This window comes from Paenibacillus sp. J22P90, from assembly GCF_059692195.1.
In genome coordinates this window covers 523,331-541,719 of record NZ_JCAUAY010000003.1, presented here as the reverse complement: position 1 = coordinate 541,719, position 18,389 = coordinate 523,331, and the positions used below count along the sequence as shown (strand labels likewise).

At 47.2% G+C, this 18,389-nt stretch carries 13 protein-coding genes; 10 read left to right on the top strand and 3 right to left on the bottom strand.

The window, feature by feature from the left end; all coding sequences use genetic code 11:
* Position 1: 1 nt before the first annotated feature.
* The 4 genes from AC58UX_RS12685 (at position 2) to AC58UX_RS12670 (ending at position 6,362) form a co-directional block, all read left to right on the top strand.
* Complete coding sequence (locus AC58UX_RS12685) at positions 2 to 880, top strand: carbohydrate ABC transporter permease (RefSeq protein ID WP_497253058.1); 879 nt, start codon at positions 2 to 4, stop codon at positions 878 to 880.
* A 100-nt stretch (positions 881 to 980) separates the two neighbouring features.
* On the top strand, positions 981 to 2,528 hold the full coding sequence (locus tag AC58UX_RS12680; protein ID WP_497253056.1) for a type 2 periplasmic-binding domain-containing protein: 1,548 nt from the start codon (positions 981 to 983) through the stop codon (positions 2,526 to 2,528).
* A 76-nt stretch (positions 2,529 to 2,604) separates the two neighbouring features.
* Positions 2,605 to 4,908, top strand: a complete 2,304-nt coding sequence (locus AC58UX_RS12675; RefSeq protein WP_497253054.1) for a glycoside hydrolase family 95 protein — start codon at positions 2,605 to 2,607, stop codon at positions 4,906 to 4,908.
* Between the two features lie 29 nt (positions 4,909 to 4,937).
* Positions 4,938 to 6,362, top strand: coding sequence for an alpha-L-fucosidase (locus tag AC58UX_RS12670; protein ID WP_497253052.1), 1,425 nt, complete (start codon positions 4,938 to 4,940; stop codon positions 6,360 to 6,362).
* A 75-nt stretch (positions 6,363 to 6,437) separates the two neighbouring features.
* Here the strand turns inward: AC58UX_RS12670 and AC58UX_RS12665 are convergent, their stop codons facing one another.
* Together AC58UX_RS12665 and AC58UX_RS12660 are read right to left on the bottom strand one after the other, a co-directional pair.
* The gene (locus AC58UX_RS12665) at positions 6,438 to 7,262 is read right to left on the bottom strand and encodes an alkaline phosphatase family protein (RefSeq protein WP_497253050.1); all 825 of its coding nucleotides are present in this window, start codon (positions 7,260 to 7,262) and stop codon (positions 6,438 to 6,440) included.
* A 17-nt stretch (positions 7,263 to 7,279) separates the two neighbouring features.
* A complete protein-coding gene (locus AC58UX_RS12660) occupies positions 7,280 to 8,140 on the bottom strand; it encodes an EamA family transporter (protein ID WP_497253048.1) in 861 nt (286 codons plus the stop codon).
* A 219-nt stretch (positions 8,141 to 8,359) separates the two neighbouring features.
* Here AC58UX_RS12660 and AC58UX_RS12655 point away from each other — a divergent pair, with 219 nt between their 5' ends.
* Entirely contained in the window at positions 8,360 to 9,130 is a 771-nt protein-coding gene (locus AC58UX_RS12655; protein ID WP_497253046.1) for a DeoR/GlpR family DNA-binding transcription regulator, read from the top strand.
* 20 nt (positions 9,131 to 9,150) lie between these two features.
* On the opposite strand, the gene AC58UX_RS12650 is transcribed toward AC58UX_RS12655, so the two are convergent.
* On the bottom strand, positions 9,151 to 9,312 hold the full coding sequence (locus tag AC58UX_RS12650; RefSeq protein WP_497253044.1) for a hypothetical protein: 162 nt from the start codon (positions 9,310 to 9,312) through the stop codon (positions 9,151 to 9,153).
* A gap of 60 nt (positions 9,313 to 9,372) precedes the next feature.
* Here AC58UX_RS12650 and AC58UX_RS12645 point away from each other — a divergent pair, with 60 nt between their 5' ends.
* The 5 genes from AC58UX_RS12645 (at position 9,373) to AC58UX_RS12625 (ending at position 18,376) form a co-directional block, all read left to right on the top strand.
* Positions 9,373 to 11,019 carry a type 2 periplasmic-binding domain-containing protein gene (locus tag AC58UX_RS12645; protein ID WP_497253042.1) on the top strand — a complete coding sequence of 549 codons (1,647 nt, stop codon included), beginning with the start codon at positions 9,373 to 9,375 and terminating at the stop codon, positions 11,017 to 11,019.
* A gap of 60 nt (positions 11,020 to 11,079) precedes the next feature.
* Complete coding sequence (locus tag AC58UX_RS12640; protein WP_497253040.1) at positions 11,080 to 11,997, top strand: ABC transporter permease; 918 nt, start codon at positions 11,080 to 11,082, stop codon at positions 11,995 to 11,997.
* Between the two features lie 34 nt (positions 11,998 to 12,031).
* Positions 12,032 to 12,910, top strand: a complete 879-nt coding sequence (locus AC58UX_RS12635; RefSeq protein ID WP_497253038.1) for a carbohydrate ABC transporter permease — start codon at positions 12,032 to 12,034, stop codon at positions 12,908 to 12,910.
* Positions 12,911 to 13,079: 169 nt separating this feature from the next.
* Positions 13,080 to 15,359 carry a helix-turn-helix domain-containing protein gene (locus AC58UX_RS12630; protein WP_497253036.1) on the top strand — a complete coding sequence of 760 codons (2,280 nt, stop codon included), beginning with the start codon at positions 13,080 to 13,082 and terminating at the stop codon, positions 15,357 to 15,359.
* Between the two features lie 2 nt (positions 15,360 to 15,361).
* Positions 15,362 to 18,376 carry a chondroitinase family polysaccharide lyase gene (locus AC58UX_RS12625; protein ID WP_497253034.1) on the top strand — a complete coding sequence of 1,005 codons (3,015 nt, stop codon included), beginning with the start codon at positions 15,362 to 15,364 and terminating at the stop codon, positions 18,374 to 18,376.
* Positions 18,377 to 18,389 lie beyond the last annotated feature (13 nt).

Genomic DNA, 18,389 nt, shown 5'->3' with positions numbered 1-18,389 from the left:
TATGGATAATCAGATAGGCTCTAAAATATTTAATGTCCTAAACTACACGGTATTAACAATCATTGGACTTGTTACATTACTGCCATTCATATACGTTGTGATCATTTCATTTACGGATCCAACTGAGTATCTTACGAAGTCCTTAGTCCTGATTCCTGAAAAATGGAGCTTGTCTGCTTATGAATACATTTTCTCTACGAATGCTTTCGTTCATGCGATGGGCATAAGCGGAATACTAGCCGTTTTCGGTACGTTACTAAGCTTAATCGTTACAAGTGCGTTAGCCTATGTGCTCTCCCGCAAACGGTTGAAAGGGAAGAAGTTCTTCCTTGTTGCCATCCTAATGACCATGCTGTTCAATCCCGGCATGATTCCGAACTACTTGCTCGTGGATAGCCTTGGTTTAATGGATTCGATCTGGGCGCTCATTTTGCCAGCGCTGACCAGTGCATGGTATGTCTTCTTGATGAAAAACTTTTATCAGGAAATTCCAGATGAGCTTGAGGAAGCGGCAAAAATGGATGGTTGCTCAGATATCGGTGTGTTTTTCCGGATTATGCTGCCGATTTCCGTCTCAGCGCTTGCCGCATTCGGGTTGTTCTACGCTGTAGCGTATTGGAACACGTACTTTAGTGGCGTACTTTACATCAATAGTGATAGCTTACGTCCGCTTCAGGTACTCCTTCAAATGCTGCTCATTTCCGCGTCGCAAATGGCTGATCCTTCGGTGGCCGCTATGCTGGAAAGCGAACGGACCGTGCCACCACAGGTGATTAAGATGGCTGCCGTTGTGATCTCCTCCTTACCGATCGTCATGGTGTATCCGTTCTTACAGAAGTATTTTGTAAAGGGTATGATGGTTGGTTCTGTGAAAGGGTGAGAGAGCTGTACGGAGAGGGGTGATGCGGGGAAGGGAAGTATTGGACATGCAGGTTGAAATTACGGATTGTATAATAAGCATATAAACGGGAGGTCTTTACATGAAACCAATGGTCAAAAAATTGGCAGTACTCTTAACAGCAACGGGGCTAGTCGCTACTTTAGCGGCTTGCAGTAAAGCGAATGAAGCTGCGCCAGCAAGTTCGGCAGCGAGTACAACGGCGGCATCAGCTAAACCCGCTGCGAAACCAACCGATATTTCCATTACAACGCTTGCCTTCGCTGCAGCACCTACAGGTGAGTTGGAAGCTGTGAAGCAGCTAAATGAGAAGCTAAATGTCAATCTAAAATTAAATTGGATTCCAGCAGCCCAAATTACTGAGAAGCTTAATGCTCTACTCGCTTCACGTGATTTACCAGACGTGCTTTTCTTAGAAGATTTTAACTATACACCTGCTTTCCTCAATGCGGTTGATCAAGGTGCTTTCTGGGATCTAAGTCCTTACATTAAAAATTACCCTAACCTAGCGAAGTATCCAGAAAACGTATATAAGAACGCATCTCTGAAAGGTAAATTGTACTCCCTTCCACGTGTAAGACCGTTGGACGGCCATGAGTCCATGCTGATCCGTAAAGATTGGTTAGATAAGCTTGGCTTACAGCAACCGAAAACAATGGATGAGCTAGCGAAAGTTCTCGAAGCCTTTGCATCGAAAGATCCAGACGGCAACGGGAAAGCAGACACCTATGGTGCTGTCCTCCCAGGAGCAAATGGACCTTCCAGTACGGTACTATCCATGTTTGGTACAGGCACGAAGTGGAAAGATGAGAGCGGCAGCTTGATTCCATATTGGTATACACCACAAGCAAAAGATGCGCTGGCTTTCTGGAATAAATCATATAAAGCAGGCGGTATTCTTCCGGATTTCCCAGTACTTAAGGCAGCACAAATTAAAGATATGCTCGTTCAGAATAAAGCAGGCGTAGCGTTTGCGAATGTGGTTGATGCCTATAAATACAATGTGGAATTGCAAAAGGTAAATCCACAAGCAAACCTCATTGCTGTTGAGATACCAAAAGCGCCAGATGGAAAATTCTATTATGAGCAAGCAAGTGGTTATTATGGACAATTCCTAATCAACAAGAAATCCGTTGATGAGGCGAAATTGAAGAAAATTCTAGAAGTTTACGATTACACCGCTACTGTTGAGGGCTATAATTTGGCAACTTACGGCATCAAAGATGTTGACTTCACAGTCAAAGCTGATGGAAGCGTAGAACAAACCGAAGAAGGTAAGAAAAAAGGATATTCCGGCGACACGACAGGTCAATGGGTAACTGGGTACTTTGATAAGTACACAAGAGCTAAAACAGCAGGTATGCCAAACGAAATTTACCAGGCAAATGTAAAAGTGATTGATACCATTTCCTCCATTCCAGATCCAACTTACGGGTTGATGAAGTCTGCACCATTTAAGGAAAAAGGAGCAGACTGGGATAAAAAGGTGAACGATATGATGGTCAATGTCATTGTTGGTAAAAATTCACTTGAAGATTGGGATAAACTGGTGAAACAGTTTAAAGATGATACAAGCTTCCAACAGCATATTAAAGAAACGAACGACTTCTACAAAGAGAAATCCAAATAAGTTTGAAAACTGAAAGGACCCGATCGTGCCTGCTGATGGCGTGGTCGGGTTTCTTTTAAAAAGAAGGGTGATCCTGGTGAATGAGTTGACATTATGGTATCGGGAGCCTGCAGAGAAGTGGGTAGATGCACTACCTGTAGGAAACGGCAAGCTTGGGGCCATGGTATTTGGCAGAATCAAGCAAGAACGGATTCAGATCAATGAAGATTCCCTATGGTATGGCGGGCCTAAGAAGAGGGAACAACCTGATGCCCATAAACATCTAGAGGAAATTCGCAGGCTGATGTTCGAAGGCAAGCCACAGGAGGCTGAGTACTTGGCACGGATGGCGATGACGCCAGGGCCTAAATTTTTAGCCCCTTATCAAACACTGGGCGATGTAAATCTTTATTTTCGACATTCAAATGGGGAAACCACCAACTACAGGCGTGAATTGGATTTACCGACGGGCATAGCTAAGACTTCTTATACCTTGGACGGGACATCGTTTCAGAGAGAGAGCTTTGTGAGCGCCATTGATCAGGTGCTTGTTATTCGATTGAGTTCGGATCGACCAGGAGGAATCAGCTTCTCTGCTAATATGAGCCGTCGCCCGTTTGAGGGTATGTCAGGTAAAGACGGCACGGAAAGTATCGCTATGCAAGGGCAATGCGGTCCGGATGGGGTTCACTATGCGACGGTTCTGAAAGCGGTAGCGGACGGCGGGACGGTACAGGTTATCGGTGATTTTGTCGCAGTTGAAGCGGCGGACATTGTTACTTTGTATGTGGCGGCTGCAACCACGTTTCGGCATTCTGATCCACTCGCTGTGTGCCGTTCTCGGATTGAAGCGAGTATTACTAAGGGTTTTGAGGCGGTTCGAGAGGATCATGTGAAGGATCACTGCTCGTTGTTTGGACGTGTTCAATTGGAGATTGAGCCTGAGGATCGCGAGTCAGCGTCACTAGAAACATTGCCGACCGATGAACGGTTACGTCGAATCCAAGAAGGCTATACAGATCACGGGCTGATCTCGCTCTTTTTTCAATATGGCCGCTACTTGCTAATGGGGAGTTCGCGACCAGGCTCGCTGCCCGCCAATTTACAAGGGATATGGAACGAGAGTCACACGCCGCCTTGGGAAAGTGATTTTCATTTGAACATTAATTTGCAAATGAATTACTGGCCGGCTGAAGTGTGCAATCTCGCTGAATGTCATGAACCTGTATTTGATCTGATGGATCGACTTCTGGCGAACGGACGAAAGACAGCCAAGGAGATTTACGGAGCTAGAGGCTTTGTAGCTCATCACGCCACGAATCTTTGGGCAGAGACGGATATATGCGGTATTTATGTACCGGCTATTTTCTGGCCGATGGGCGGAGCCTGGATGTCCTTGCATCTGTGGGAACACTATCGATATGGCGGAGATAGGGTGTTCTTGGGTTCAAGAGCTTACCCCATTATGAAAGAGGCAGCGCTGTTTTTCCTTGATTTTCTTATTGAGGATGAGCAAGGTCGTCTTGTCACGGTTCCTTCTCTATCCCCAGAAAATACATATCGATTGCCAAATGGCAATGAAGGGGTTCTCAGTATTGGGCCATCGATGGATTCGCAAATCATCCATGCTCTTTTTGTAGCCTGTATAGAGGCGGGGGCAATGCTAGGCACGGATAAGGAATTTCTTGAGGAACTGGAGCGGGTAAGAAAACGATTACCAGAACCCGCTATCGGTCAACATGGCCAATTAATGGAATGGGCCATGGATTATGAGGAAGTGGAACCTGGCCACCGCCATATTTCACATTTGTTTGCCTTGCACCCCGGTGAGCAGATTACTATTCATCATACGCCAGAGTTAGCAGAGGCTGCTCGTCGAACATTGGAGAGACGACTTGCACATGGAGGTGGCCACACAGGATGGAGCCGAGCGTGGATCATTAACTTCTGGGCAAGGTTGAAGGATGGTGAGCAAGCTTACACCAATTTAATGGAGCTACTTGGTCATTCATTGTATGCGAGTCTGCTAGGTGACCATCCACCGTTCCAAATTGATGCTAATTTTGGCGGTACGGCGGCTATTGCCGAAATGCTCCTGCAAACCCACAGGGATGAAATCTTGCTCTTGCCGGCATTGCCGAGAGCATGGCGTAATGGCCGAGTTAGCGGCCTGCGCGCCCGTGGCGGATTCGAGGTTGAGATTAGGTGGCAGGATGGCGGGCTAAAAGAAGCGTTGCTGTATGCCACACAGGATGGCTTGTGTACAATTCGTAGCGAATCATCCCTTGTGATAAAGAGGGAGGATGGAGCTGATGTGGTGTGGAACACCACAGATGATTCCGTTTATTCTTTTCAAGCAGAGTCAGGGAAACGGTATTTGGTAGAATCAATTTCTATATAAAATGATAACGTGTGAGGAGCAATTAGGAGATGGCGGTGTCCATTGAAGAAGCAGTTAAAGTAGTTCCCACTCCACGCCAGTTAGCTTGGCAAGAGATGGAGTTTTATGCGTTTATACATTTCGGAATGAATACATTTACGGGAAGACAGTGGGGGGATGGAAACGAAGATCCACAATGGTTTCACCCTACAGCATATAATCCCGCACAATGGGTTGAGTCGTGTCGATCAGCAGGAATGACAGGCATCATCCTAACCTGCAAGCATCATGATGGATTTTGCCTCTGGCCAAGCGCTTATACAGAGCATTCAGTCAAATCCAGCACATGGCAAGACGGGAAAGGCGATATCGTCCGTGATTTGGCTGAAGCTTGTCGAGAGCAGGGACTGAAATTTGGTGTTTATTTGTCTCCTTGGGATCGTCATGAACCTAGTTATGGGGATTCCCCCATGTATAATGCGTATTTCCAAAATCAATTGCGAGAGCTTCTTACGAACTATGGTGAGATTTTTTGCGTTTGGTTTGATGGTGCTTGCGGTGAAGGACCGAATGGTAAATTGCAAGTATATGACTGGGAAGCGAATTATCGCATTATTCGAGAGCTGCAGCCGAACGCAGTGATTAACATTTGTGGACCTGATGTTCGGTGGTGCGGGAATGAAGCGGGACACACACGGAAATCGGAATGGAGTGTAGTGCCAGCCGCAAGGAGAAATATCGAGGAAATTCAATCCGAATCACAACAAGAGGATGATGGCACATTCTCACAAAAAATCAACGCAGATACAGAAGATTTGGGTAGTCGATCTGTTTTGGCGGAAGCCAATCGAATGATTTGGTACCCAGCAGAGGTGGATGTATCGATTAGGCCCGAATGGTTCTATGATCCTGTCGATGATAATAAAGTCAAAACCGTCGATGAACTGATTCATCTTTACGAGAGTACAGTAGGCGGAAACAGCGCACTTCTGCTGAATATTCCACCGGATCAACGCGGGCTTATTCATGAGACAGATGCAAGGCATTTGCGCGAATTGGGAGAGTGGCTGCGTGCTACTTATGGGAAGGATCTGGCCAGAGGCGCAGCCGTACAGGCTTCACATACAAGGGACTCAACGGTTGATGCTGGAAACGTAACAGACGGTCGGTCCGATACGCATTGGTGTCCAGCGGAGGGAATGGAGCAAGCTGAGCTTGTGATTGACCTTGGAAAAGAAATAACTTTTGACCGTATCGTATTAAAAGAATATATCCAATCCGGGCAACGCATTGAACTCTTTCAGTTAGCTTATAAACAAGGTGATGAGTGGGTTTCTTTATATGAAGGAACGGTTGTTGGGTATAAGAAGATCTGTAGCTTCAATAAAACGAACGCGAGATACATTCAATTGAAAGTGACGGAATCGCGAATAAATCCTACATTGAGCAGCTTCGGTGTTTTTTGCAGTAAGTAGCGAGTAATGTGCCATGAAGAAATAACCCCGACTTTGTCTTTGATGACGAAGTCAGGGTTTATTTGTCTTGCAAACTTACTTGTGCCCAAACAATCCCTCAGGCAACTTCCCCTCCCAAACAGCGGGAGCATCCAAGCCAAGTGCATGCGCGACTACTGAGGCTGTATCGGCAATGTGGACGTTCTCAAGCTTGGTTCCTGGCTCAACACCAGGACCGGTGCAGCCCCAGAAAATCGTTTTGTCCAGCGGGTGATCACTGCCGTGTCCGAAGGCATCCTCGCCACCGCCGCCGTGGTCTGTGACTGCTATGATGAGGCTGTCTGCCATCAGTCCTTCGGATACGAGTGCATCCAGGATGACGCCTGTATAGCGATCAGACTGCTCAATTGCGCGATGTTGCCCTGGTGTGTTGTAGCCATGCTGATGACCAGCGGCATCCGGCAGATCCAATTGCACATAAATCAGTGTGAAATCTGGGTTCTCTTTAATGTAAGCAGCAATAGCTTGAACAAGCTCGCTATCGGGCATCGATACTTTATGAACGCCGATCGACGGCTCGATAATGCCAGAATTGATTGGCCTCCAAGCGCTAAAAGCGGCTAGTTTGGCATCAGGGAAAGCTTCTCGTGCCACGCGGAAAATCGATGGGTAGGGGGAGTCAACAGGAAACTCTTCCGTATCCGCCTTGGTATTCGTAAGGCCATGCTTCACAGGATCAACCCCATGCAGCAGCGTTCCCCAGCATTCCGCACTGATCGTAGGCGATGCTGTTTGAGCCTCAAGCGTGCTAGCACCGGTCAAGAACAAACGGTCCAGATTCGGTGTATGTGCGTTACGTACAAAATCGCCAGCACCATCCCAGCCAATGATAATAACTCGTTTACAAGTGTCCATGTCCATTGATAATCCTCCTTTTTTTAACCCCAAAAACTAATCATCAAAATGCCAATCAAAATAAGAATAGAGCACAGAATCCGCAGGGTGCCTTGCTTTTCCTTAAGCACAACAATCCCTAAGATCGTTGCAAAAACAGTCCCGATTTCACGCAACGGAGAGATTTGAGCAACGGGTGCGTATTTCATCGCGAATAAGAACAGCAGGTACGACGCAGGATTGAGAATCGCGCCAAGCATAATGATCTTGAAGTTCAATTTCCACTCCATGCGCAGCTGCTTGGAAGCGATAACGCTCGGCGTTAGACCCGCCACGAATCCGATATTGGTTACTTCCAATAAGGAGATCGCGGAGATGTTAGCGAGGTTGAGCTTATCGACAAGTACGTAGCAAGTCGTGCACATGCCTACACTAAGCGCCATAAGAAAGGGTTTAACGGAGCCCGTAGCCAGCTTTCCAGATCGTAAGTTTGTGAAGATACCGCTGAGCGAAATGAAACCGATGATCATACAAAGCAAACCTAACCAGCCGTAGAGGGATAACGATTCGCGCAAAAATAGGACGGCAATAATCGGAATGAATAAGGTGCTGGTGCCTCTCATAATGGGATAGACCTGCGAGAGATCCCCCATCGTATAGGTACGCGAGAGCAAAAGGGCATAGGCAGCCTGTAAACATGCGGATAACAGAAGAAGACCGTAAGCAGATAAGGATAAAGGAGTATGCCATAACTCTCGGATTAAGGTAGGAAGCAGGATGACGGTCGTTACCATGATAATGGACCATAGGAAAACGCTTTTGTTACGGCTGCTTTTGGTGAACAAGCTCCAAATCGCATGAGCTAGCCCTGAGGCTAAGACAAGTAAGGTTGATGCGATTAACAATTGATCATCTCCATCTTAGTTGCAATCATGTGGTTTTATATATAAATGTTGTTGTTTTGTGACAATTGTATCTCTTGATTTAACTTACTGTCAATGAGAACTTTCAAGTTAGACATAAGCTGCCATGAAGTTGACAGGCTCGACACCGCCCAATACAATGGTAAAAACAACACAAAACAACATTAATATATGGAGATCGGTCAAAGCAGGAGGTCAGGTATGTCATTAACCTATGAAGATCGCAGGATGACGATTTTGAATCAGTTGGATTTGGAAGGCAAAGTACAAGTCCATCATCTGTCAGAGCTCTTGAACGTATCGACGGAGACGGTGCGGCGGGATTTGGATCGCTTGGAGAAGGAAGGCAAGCTTCGGAAGGTATATGGCGGCGCAGTCAAAATGCGCATGGAGCTGGTGGAGCCCCCTTTTCACAATCGCGTGCAAATGATGAAGCCTGAGAAAACCGCGATCGGTAAGCTGGCGGCTTCACTCATTCAAGATGGAGAAACGATCATGCTGGACAATGGCACAACGACGATCGAAATAATTCCATTTTTAAAAGATAAACCAAATGTGACACTCATTACGAATTCGATCACGATTCTGAATCTGGCAATGGAGTCGTTTCGCGGCCGGATTATTTTCACAGGCGGGGAAGTCAACCAAGAATGCCGAGCGGTGACTGGCTCCCTCGTAGATCAGATACTCGATCAGTTTAAAGTCAACAAAGCGTTCATATCCGCAGGCGGTATTTCCTTCACGGATGGACTAACGGACTTCCATTTGGCCGAAGCGGTTATTGCACGGAAAATGATGCAGCGGGCAGAAGAAGTTATTTTGGTAGCGGATCATAGCAAATTTGGTTTATCTACCTTTGCACGTGTGGCTAATCTGGCGGACATTTCGATGCTGGTCACGGACGCAGGTTGTCCGAAGGATTGGATCGACAAGGTAGAGGCGCTAGGCATTGAGGTGCGCATCAGCGAATAAATGAATCGCCATAGGGCCGGCTAAAACAGCGGTACAATGGCGATTTTTCTTTTGCCAATCAGGGAAATATCAAATAATGAGGATACCGAATAGGAAGCCGATTCTGCCATTCTTAAGAAAACAATACGATCGAATAATCGACGATATACGACAGGAATACCCATGATATATGCTTCATTCACAGGGCTAATCGGCAAACAGAAACTTAGCTCCGAACCAACTATTATAAAGGGAGTGTTACGATGCAAAGAAAATCTCCGTTCAAAATGTTACCCATTGCAGCATCCATTCTTGCCTTATCCTTAATAACGGCATGTGGGAACTCAGGTACTAAAGAAGCAGGAAGCAGTACAGCACCAACGGCAACTTCATCAGTTTCAAAAGACCCAGTAAAAGTAACCTTGTGGACACCGATGAACGCAAATGCGAAAGCGGTTGTTAAAAGCTTGAATGAGCTGCCAATGGTACAAGAATGGGCGAAGAAAACAAATGTAACGTTTGACTTCCAACACTCCTCTGGGAACACACCGCAAGACGATGTTCAGCAATATGGGGTTATGGTTGCTTCCAATAACTTGCCGGACACGATGCTCTGGAACTGGAACAGCGTACAAGGCGGCACTTCGAAAATGTTTAAAGATGGCACGATCATTAAATTAAATGATTTGATCGAGAAGAACGCACCGAATCTTAAGAAGATTCTGGATTCCAACCCGCAAATCGCGAAGCAAGTAAAAGCGGATAACGGTGACATTTATGTCATGCCTCATCTTAAAGTAGGCCAATACGGTACGTACAAAACGTTCAGCGGTATGGTCATCCGTCAAGATTGGCTCGAGGAGCTTGGTCTGAAATCGCCAGAAACGATCGATGAGTGGGAAACCGTATTGAGAGCGTTCAAAGAGAAGAAAGGCGCAATTCCTTTTACGCTGAATAAATCGTATCCATTGTCCTTTGCTGATTTCGCAGGAGCTTATGGTGTAGCGGGTATGTCCACGATTGCCAATGCGAGCAGCTTCTATATCGATAACGGTAAAGTGAAGTTCGGACCAACGCAGCCGGAATTCAAGCAATATTTGACGACGATGCAAAAATGGTACAAAGAAGGTCTGATTGATCCAGACTTCGCGTCCAATGATGCTAAGACAATGGATGCGAAAGTAACATCCGGCAAAGCAGGCGCATTCTACGGCTTCATTGGCGGCGGTATCGGTACCTACACACCAGCCCTACAGAAGACAGATCCGAAAGCGAAGCTTGCTGCGGTTCAATATCCGGTTTTGAAGAAAGGCGACGAGCCTAAGTTCGTTCAAGCCTCATGGGAATATGATCAATTCGGAACGGTTATTACAAGCGCGAACAAACATGCAGCTGAAACCATTAAAGCTCTAGATTACCTATACAGTGAAGAAGGCGCGATGCTGAAAAACTTCGGTATTGAAGGTCAAACGTACAAGAAAGTAGACGGTCAACCGAAATATACAGATTTAATTTTGAAAAACCCAGATAACCTGCCGATTTCCCAAGCAATGGCGAAATACTTTATCGCGAACTATGGCTTCTCAGGTTTGGATGATGACCGTTACAACGATCAATATTACCAATTGCCAGCACAAAAAGACGCAGTAAAATTGTACGCGAAATATGCTAACAATGCTTATAAAGTCATGCTGCCGCAAGTCGTTCTGTCCACGGATGAAGCGAAAGAGTCAGGTAAAATCCTAAACGATGTCAGTACGCTGCTAACTGAGCAAATTACGAAAATTGTTATGGGTGCAAGTAAAATTGAAGATTACGATAAAACGATTGAACAAGTGAAAAAGATGAACATCGACCGTGCCGTAGAGATTTATCAATCAGCAACAGACCGTTACAACGGGCGTAAATAGCAGGAAATGGAGAGGGGAGCGATCCTCCCCTCTCAAATATAAGGCCAAGGAAGTGAGAACATGGCGACGTCCATTCGGGTTCTACTGGATGACTTGAGAAATAATCGCGCGATCTACCTGATGGTACTGCCGGTCGTGCTGTATTTCTTCATTTTCAAATATTTTCCGATGTATGGTGCAGTCATTGCCTTTAAGGATTTCAGTCCTGCCAAAGGAATTTGGGGAAGTGATTGGGTAGGATTTGATCATTTTAAAGCGTTTTTCAACAGCTATTATTTCTTTCGCGTACTTCGTAATACGTTCTTGATTAGCTTCTATAATCTGGTATTTGGCTTTCCAGCACCGATCATTCTGGCCATCTTGCTCAATGAAATTCGCCAGAAGTTTTTCAAATCGCTCGTCCAAACCGTTTCGTATTTGCCGCATTTCATTTCGATCGTCGTAATCTCAGGCTTAATCATTGATTTTACGAACCGTGGTGGTATTGTGAACTCGATTATTATGTTCTTTGGCGGTCAAGACTCCGCGCTGATGAATAATGCTGACAATTTCCGAACGATTTTCGTCAGTACGTCAATTTGGCAAGAGCTCGGCTGGTCATCCATCATATATCTAGCTGCGTTAGGCGGCATTAACCCTGATCTATACGAAGCGGCTCATGTCGATGGGGCGGGAAGATTCCGTCAGATCTGGAGTGTCACGCTGCCAGGACTTATCCCAACGATCATGATTCTCCTCATTCTCCGCATCGGCGGCTTGATGGAGGTCGGCTTCGAGAAAATTGTCTTGCTTTATAACCCGAACACTTACGAAACAGCGGATGTCATTTCTTCTTTCGTATATCGAGAAGGATTGGCACAAGGAAACGATTATAGCTATACAACAGCTGTCGGTTTGTTTCAATCCATGATCAACTTTGTTTTACTCATTAGCGCTAACAGCCTATCCCGCCGTTTCTCAGGGAACAAGTTGTGGTAGTCTACGCTTACTTTGCCTTCAGGAGGACCTAACGATGAAAATAAGCGCAGCGGAGCGGACGTTCGATATTAGCAATGCGATCGTCATGATGTTGATGATCGTATGTACCTTGTACCCGTTTTATTATGTGCTCATGGCCTCGATCAGCGACTCGAATTTGCTCATTCAGCACACGGGCTTGCTATTGAAGCCGCTTGGTTTTAATCTAAGCGCGTTTGAGAAAGTCATTGCGAACCCGAACATTTTGACGGGGTATGCGAATACCTTGTTTGTTCTCGTGGCGGGCACAGCAGTTAACTTGTTTTTTACAACACTGGGTGCGTATGCGCTCTCCCGCAAGTTCGTCATGAGGAAGTTCTTCATGATTGGCATCGTGTTCACGATGTACTTCAGCGGCGGCTTAATCCCGACGTACTTGTTGATTAACAATTATTTGCACATGGGGAATAGCTATTTGGCGCTGATTGTCCCTGTGGCGATTAATACGTGGAATCTTATCATTATGCGTACCTCGTTCGAAGCGATTCCAGAGGGCTTGCTCGAATCTGCCAAAATTGACGGCGCAGGCGAGTTCCGGACGTTGTTCCAAATCGTTGTGCCGCTCTCCATGCCGGTTATTGCGGTGATGGTGCTCTATTATGGCGTTGCCCATTGGAATTCTTGGTTTAATGCGATGCTGTTTCTCCATGACCGCGAGAAGTTTCCATTGCAGCTCATTCTTCGTGAAATTCTGGTGCAGAACAGTACGGATTCCATGACGACGGGGACAGGCAATGCGAACGATACCCAAGCCATTGGGGAAAGCATTAAATACGCAACAATTATGGTCGCGACCATTCCGATCCTTGTGGCCTACCCTTTTTTACAGAAGTACTTTGTGAAAGGTGTTATGGTCGGCGCACTTAAAGAATAAACACCCAAGGCCTGTTCTCTTAAAGCAATTGCAGAGGGCAGGATTTTTGGGTTTTCCCAGTACTTGGAACGAATCAATAAAAAAGCTGATCGGGCAAAAAACGTAGATGTACATGTAGGAATGATAATGGGATAATACGACGTACAGCAAGCGTTAGGAGGACAACATCGTGAAGCGAAGCGTATTTGTATTGTGGATGTATTCGAACTTAATCATTCTATGTATCCCTATTGTCATTACCATGCTCGTGCTATTTCAGTCCCAGCATTTATTAAGTTCTGAAGTGAATCGTTCCAACAAAGCGCTGCTTAGCCAGGTGAAACAATCGCTTGATAATCAGTTTATGGATATTAAAAGGATGGGTCTTCAGCTCTCGCTGGATCCGAAAATTATGAAGTATGTGAATAAATTGGATTATCAAACATCGGAAGCGAAAGTCGATACACTCGAACTCATTACGACACTGCGTTCGTATGCCGCTTCGAATGGAGATATTAGCGATTTATACGTCTATATGAAAAAGCAGCATTTCGGGGTAACGACCTCGACGATGAATCAGGAAGAATTGCTATTCCAACTCATGCACCAAAAAAATAAAGGCATCACAATGAAGCAGTGGCAGGATCATGTAGAAAAGATTTACTACGGTAATTTCCTGCAATTTGCGAATAACGATTTGGCGTATTTGCAGTCGCTGCCGATTCAGGATTCAGAGGATGCCCCAGCTACACTGGTTGTTCTATTGAATGCGGAGCGGTTGAAGTCTGCCATTTCAAATATTCAGATTGCTCAAACAGGCACTGTGCTGATTCTGGATGCTTCAAATAAACTGCTCATGACAGCAGGCGATGAGAGTCATGTATCCGAACTGGAAACGGCCCGAATTACGGAAACAGAAGGCTCATTTAGTCAAAAATGGAACGGTGAGAACGTCACGATCTCGTACGTGTCATCCGTGGAAAATAATTGGAAATACGTATCCATTTTGCCGACGAAAGTATATTCCGCGAAAGTCAGCCAATTGCGCAACTGGATTTACATAGGCTTATTCCTCTGTGTTTTTGTCGGGGCGCCGATGTCCATTTGGCAGACGCAGCGTCACTACAGCCCTATCCGCCGTATGGTAGATTTGGTTTCACCGAAGGTAAAATCGAATCTGGAGGGGATTGGGAATGAGTTCTCGTTGATCCAGTCCTTCATGACGGAGAATGCAGCCCTGCAGGATACTGCGGATCGAACGATCAAACAGCAGCAGAACGTGCTGAGGAGCCATTTCCTCGCTCGTTTGCTGAAAGGTCGCGTCGAAAGCGGCTCGGCGCTTTCACAATCGATGGAGTCGTTCGATCTTCGATTTGAGACGAATCGCTTTGCCGTGCTTTTGTTCCACATCGGCGATTATGAATCTCTGTTCACCGCCAAAGGGACGCGTGATGCGGAGTCCAAATTGCAATATGTGTACTATATCGTGACGAACATCACCGAAGAGCTGATTGGCCGCAAGCATACCGTGTTCACGACGGAAGTGGACGGGATGGTCGCCTTCTTAGTCAATATTCAAGGGGATGATGAGGCACGTGCGAAGCAGGACTTGATTGATGCTGCGCAGGAGGCACAGCGGATCATTCAGGGGAACTTTTACATTCAGCTGACTATTGGAATTAGTGATATTCATCCGCATGTCACCAGCATTCCTCACAGTTTCGAAGAGGCGCTAGAAGCGCTTGAATATAAATTTGTTATCGGCCCAAGTCAAATTATTACCTTTGATCGGATCAAACGACCGAAGAATGAACTGTATTACCCGCTGGATATGGAGCGTCAGCTCATTAATCATATTCGTACCGGGCAATACGAAGAGGCGATGGAAGCGGTCAACGAATTGATCGTAACGAATGTGTCCGATGGCACCTTGTCCGTGCAGCTAGGCAAGCTGCTCATGTTCGAGCTGATCGGCACGATTCTGAAAGCTATCGAGCATCTAGACCATGGACCGGATGAGTTAGCCGTCGAGAAGCATTCGTTGATTAAACAGCTGACTCAGTGTGAATCCTTTGCGGAAATTGAGGACGAGATTTATACATTTTTGAAAACGGTATGTGACTATGTCGATTCTAAGAAGAAAAGCCACAATACGAATCTGAAAGATCAAGTGCTAAGCTATATTGATGCGAATTTGGCAGATATGGATTTGAGCTTAACTTCACTGTCTTTAAAATTTGAAGTGAATGCGCCATATTTATCTCGCTTTATTAAGGAGCAATCTGGCGAAACGTTTATCGATTACGTGAATAAACAGCGTGTTGAGCTGGCGAAGAAGCTCATGCTGAACACCGATGATACGATTACGGAGATTACGCTGAAGGTCGGCTTTACGAATAGTAATACGTTCATTCGTGTGTTCAAGCGCTATGAAGGGATTACGCCAGGGCAATTCCGAAAGGGAGAGTAAGCATGACAGTATTTTCATTTGAGCGCGGCGTGCCGCATCAATTCTCATGTGACAAGCAATCGCGATTGTTGATGAGCATGCGCCATTACAAAGATGGCGTACACAGTTTGCAATGGGACTTTACGGCACAGGAGGAGGCCGAGGCCTCCTATCTCAAGATTGATGAAAATGTCGGGTATCGCCCCTTTCAACAAGGAGCTGTTAGTCAAGCGCGAGATTCCTTCGCGGTTTGGGTCTATAATCCAGAGCCGATGCAGGAAGTGCTAACCTTCCAATTCCGATGTGGTGAGCAGGTGGCTTGCTGGTTCGACTTTCAGCTGAACTATCGAGGGTGGCGCACCGCTTGGGTTGCCTTCGAGCGGGATATGCAAGGGGAGCCCCATCCGGCGATGGACAACCTGATCATCCACGCACCGAAAGGGCGCAGTGGAACGCTGTTTCTCGATCAGCTCATGCTGAATACACCGATTGATCCGCGTTTCCACACGCGCGATGAGCAAGTGCCATTCGTGAATGTGGAGGCAGATACACAGGCCAATGCCCATTGGCTCGGTTTATATGGGTTTGAACAACTGGAGCGTCAGGGATATACGCCAGAAGTGGTTTCTACGCAGCAGCTTTGGGCGCATGATGTGTTGAATGAACGGTATGAATCCGTGATTTTCAAAGAAGAATGGCTCGGCTACGAGGACATGATGAGCTTCCACGAGCAATTCGCTTCATATGAGATTGTACGTGTAGGGGAGTCTCTAGTGGGAAGGCCCGTAGAGCTCTCTTTTTTTGACCACTTTCCGCCTGCAGAGAAGGAACGATTGGAGGCACTTTCAAACAGTATCCCACTGCAGGATTATACGGATTTCATGCTGCAGCTTGCGGGGGCGTATCGGTCTACGACCTCGCAGGCATGGAGGGAAGAACTGCAAGCGATGTTCCTGGATCTGTTGGATCATATGGACGAACAGGGATGGACGTATGGCAGTGCGCAAGGGACGGTGCATCATTTCGGCTATCAATTCCGCAGCTACTATCCAGCCGTTTTCCTCATGCGTGATGTGCTTAGGCAGTCAGGACGGCTGGAGCGGACGCAGAGGACCATGGCATGGTACAGTGGGGCAGGGCGTATCCATACACGCTTGCAGGATGTGGAAGGCAATATTGATATTTTCAACACGACACTGCATGGCATGCTGGCGAGTTTGCTTATCATGGACAATTCAGCGTGTAAGGTACGCGAGTTGTCGGTATTTAGGGATTGGCTGAGCCAATGCCTTTTGCCTGCTCGAGGGCTGCGCTCCGCTTACAAGCTGGATGGGTCAGCTTATCATCACGTCAATCACTATCCGGCTTATGCCGTGGGAGGCTTTCTTGGCGTAACGCCCGTCATTTACTTGCTGAGCGGTACGGAATATCGGATTAGCCAGGAGGCTCATGAGACAGTACGCAAGGCGCTGCTCGCGATGCGGCTGTATTCGAATAAGCATGAATGGCTGCTAAGTCTATCGGCACGCCATCCAACGGGCAAATGGGCGCTGGATGTGGAGCCATTTGCTCACATGGCCATGGCTGGCACGCCAAAAGGGACTCAGCCCGTGGACGAGGAAGTCGCTGCGGCTTACTTGCGGTTGATGAAGCCCGATGAGCGGACGAAGGCCGCCATGTATTTCACCTCGCTGGGTATGGAGCCGGAGGCGGATCCCAGCGGTCATTGGACGATGAACTATGCGGCGCTCGCGCTTCATCGCAGGGGGGCTTGGCTGGCTGGAGTGCGTGGGCACAGCCGATACCTATGGGCGAACGAGACGTACGTGAGCGCCAATCTGTACGGGCGTTACATCTCGCACGGCCATTTGCAGATCATGAGCCAGGGAGAGCCCGTGAACAATGCCGACAGCGGCTATCAGCATGACGGCTGGGATTGGAATCGCTGGCCAGGGACAACGACCATCCACAAGCCGATGGCTGAGCTGCGCGCGAATGTGCGCAACGTCGATGCATTCAGCGGCTTCGAGGAGATGCTGCTTTCGGATGAGACGTACGCAGGCGGCTTGAGCCTGGAAGGCAAGAACGGGATGTTCGCGCTGAAGCTGCATGAGCATCCGAAGTATGAGGGCAGCCATCGTGCGCGCAAATCCGTCTTCTTTTTCGAGAATCGCATCGTGTGCTTGGGATCGGATATTGAGAATACGAATACGGCGAATCCAACGGAAACGACGCTGTTCCAGAACCACCTCGCTGATCGGAGCAACCCGATATGGCTGAATCATGCCGAGCCAATTGAAGAGTTTCCATATGTAAATACAATGAAATTATCTGAGCCCGTGTGGCTGCTGGATCATAAGGAGAACGGCTACTATATCCAGGCAGGACAGACGCTGTCTGTATCGCGAGCTCTGCAGCATTCCAAGCATCAAGCGACGGATGCGGATACAGAGGGCGATTTTGCAACGGCATGGCTGGAGCACGGATGTGCGCCGAAGCAGGCGAGCTATGAATATACGATTGTGGTGAAGACGAATCCAACAGCCATGGACACTCTTATCAAGCACATGCAGAAGGAAGAGACGTCACTGTACAGCGTGCTGCGCCAAGACCGCACAGCGCACATCGTGAAGGATCAAGCGACACAGACAGTAGCTTATGCGGTGTTCGAGGCCGAGTCCCATGTCGATACAGGCTGGTTGATCGGTGTTGATACTCCTTCGATGCTGATGATCCGTGAGGGGGACGATACATTAATCATCAGTGCAGTTGATCCCGATCTGCGGCTATATAAAGGCCTGGAAGCGGATCAATATGATGAAATGGGGCAGCAGGTAGAAGTCAGTGTGTATTCGCGGACATGGATTAACGCGGAAAGCGGGCAGCATACGATGCACATCGTGTTGAAAGGCAACTGGCGAGCGCGCGACGAGCACGACAGCTATCGTGTAGTAGAGAGCGGAGTAGAGCGCACCGTCATCGCGTTGATTTGCCAGAATGCGATGCCGATGGAGTGGGTTATGCAGCGGAATAAATAGAAGAAGCCTTTAC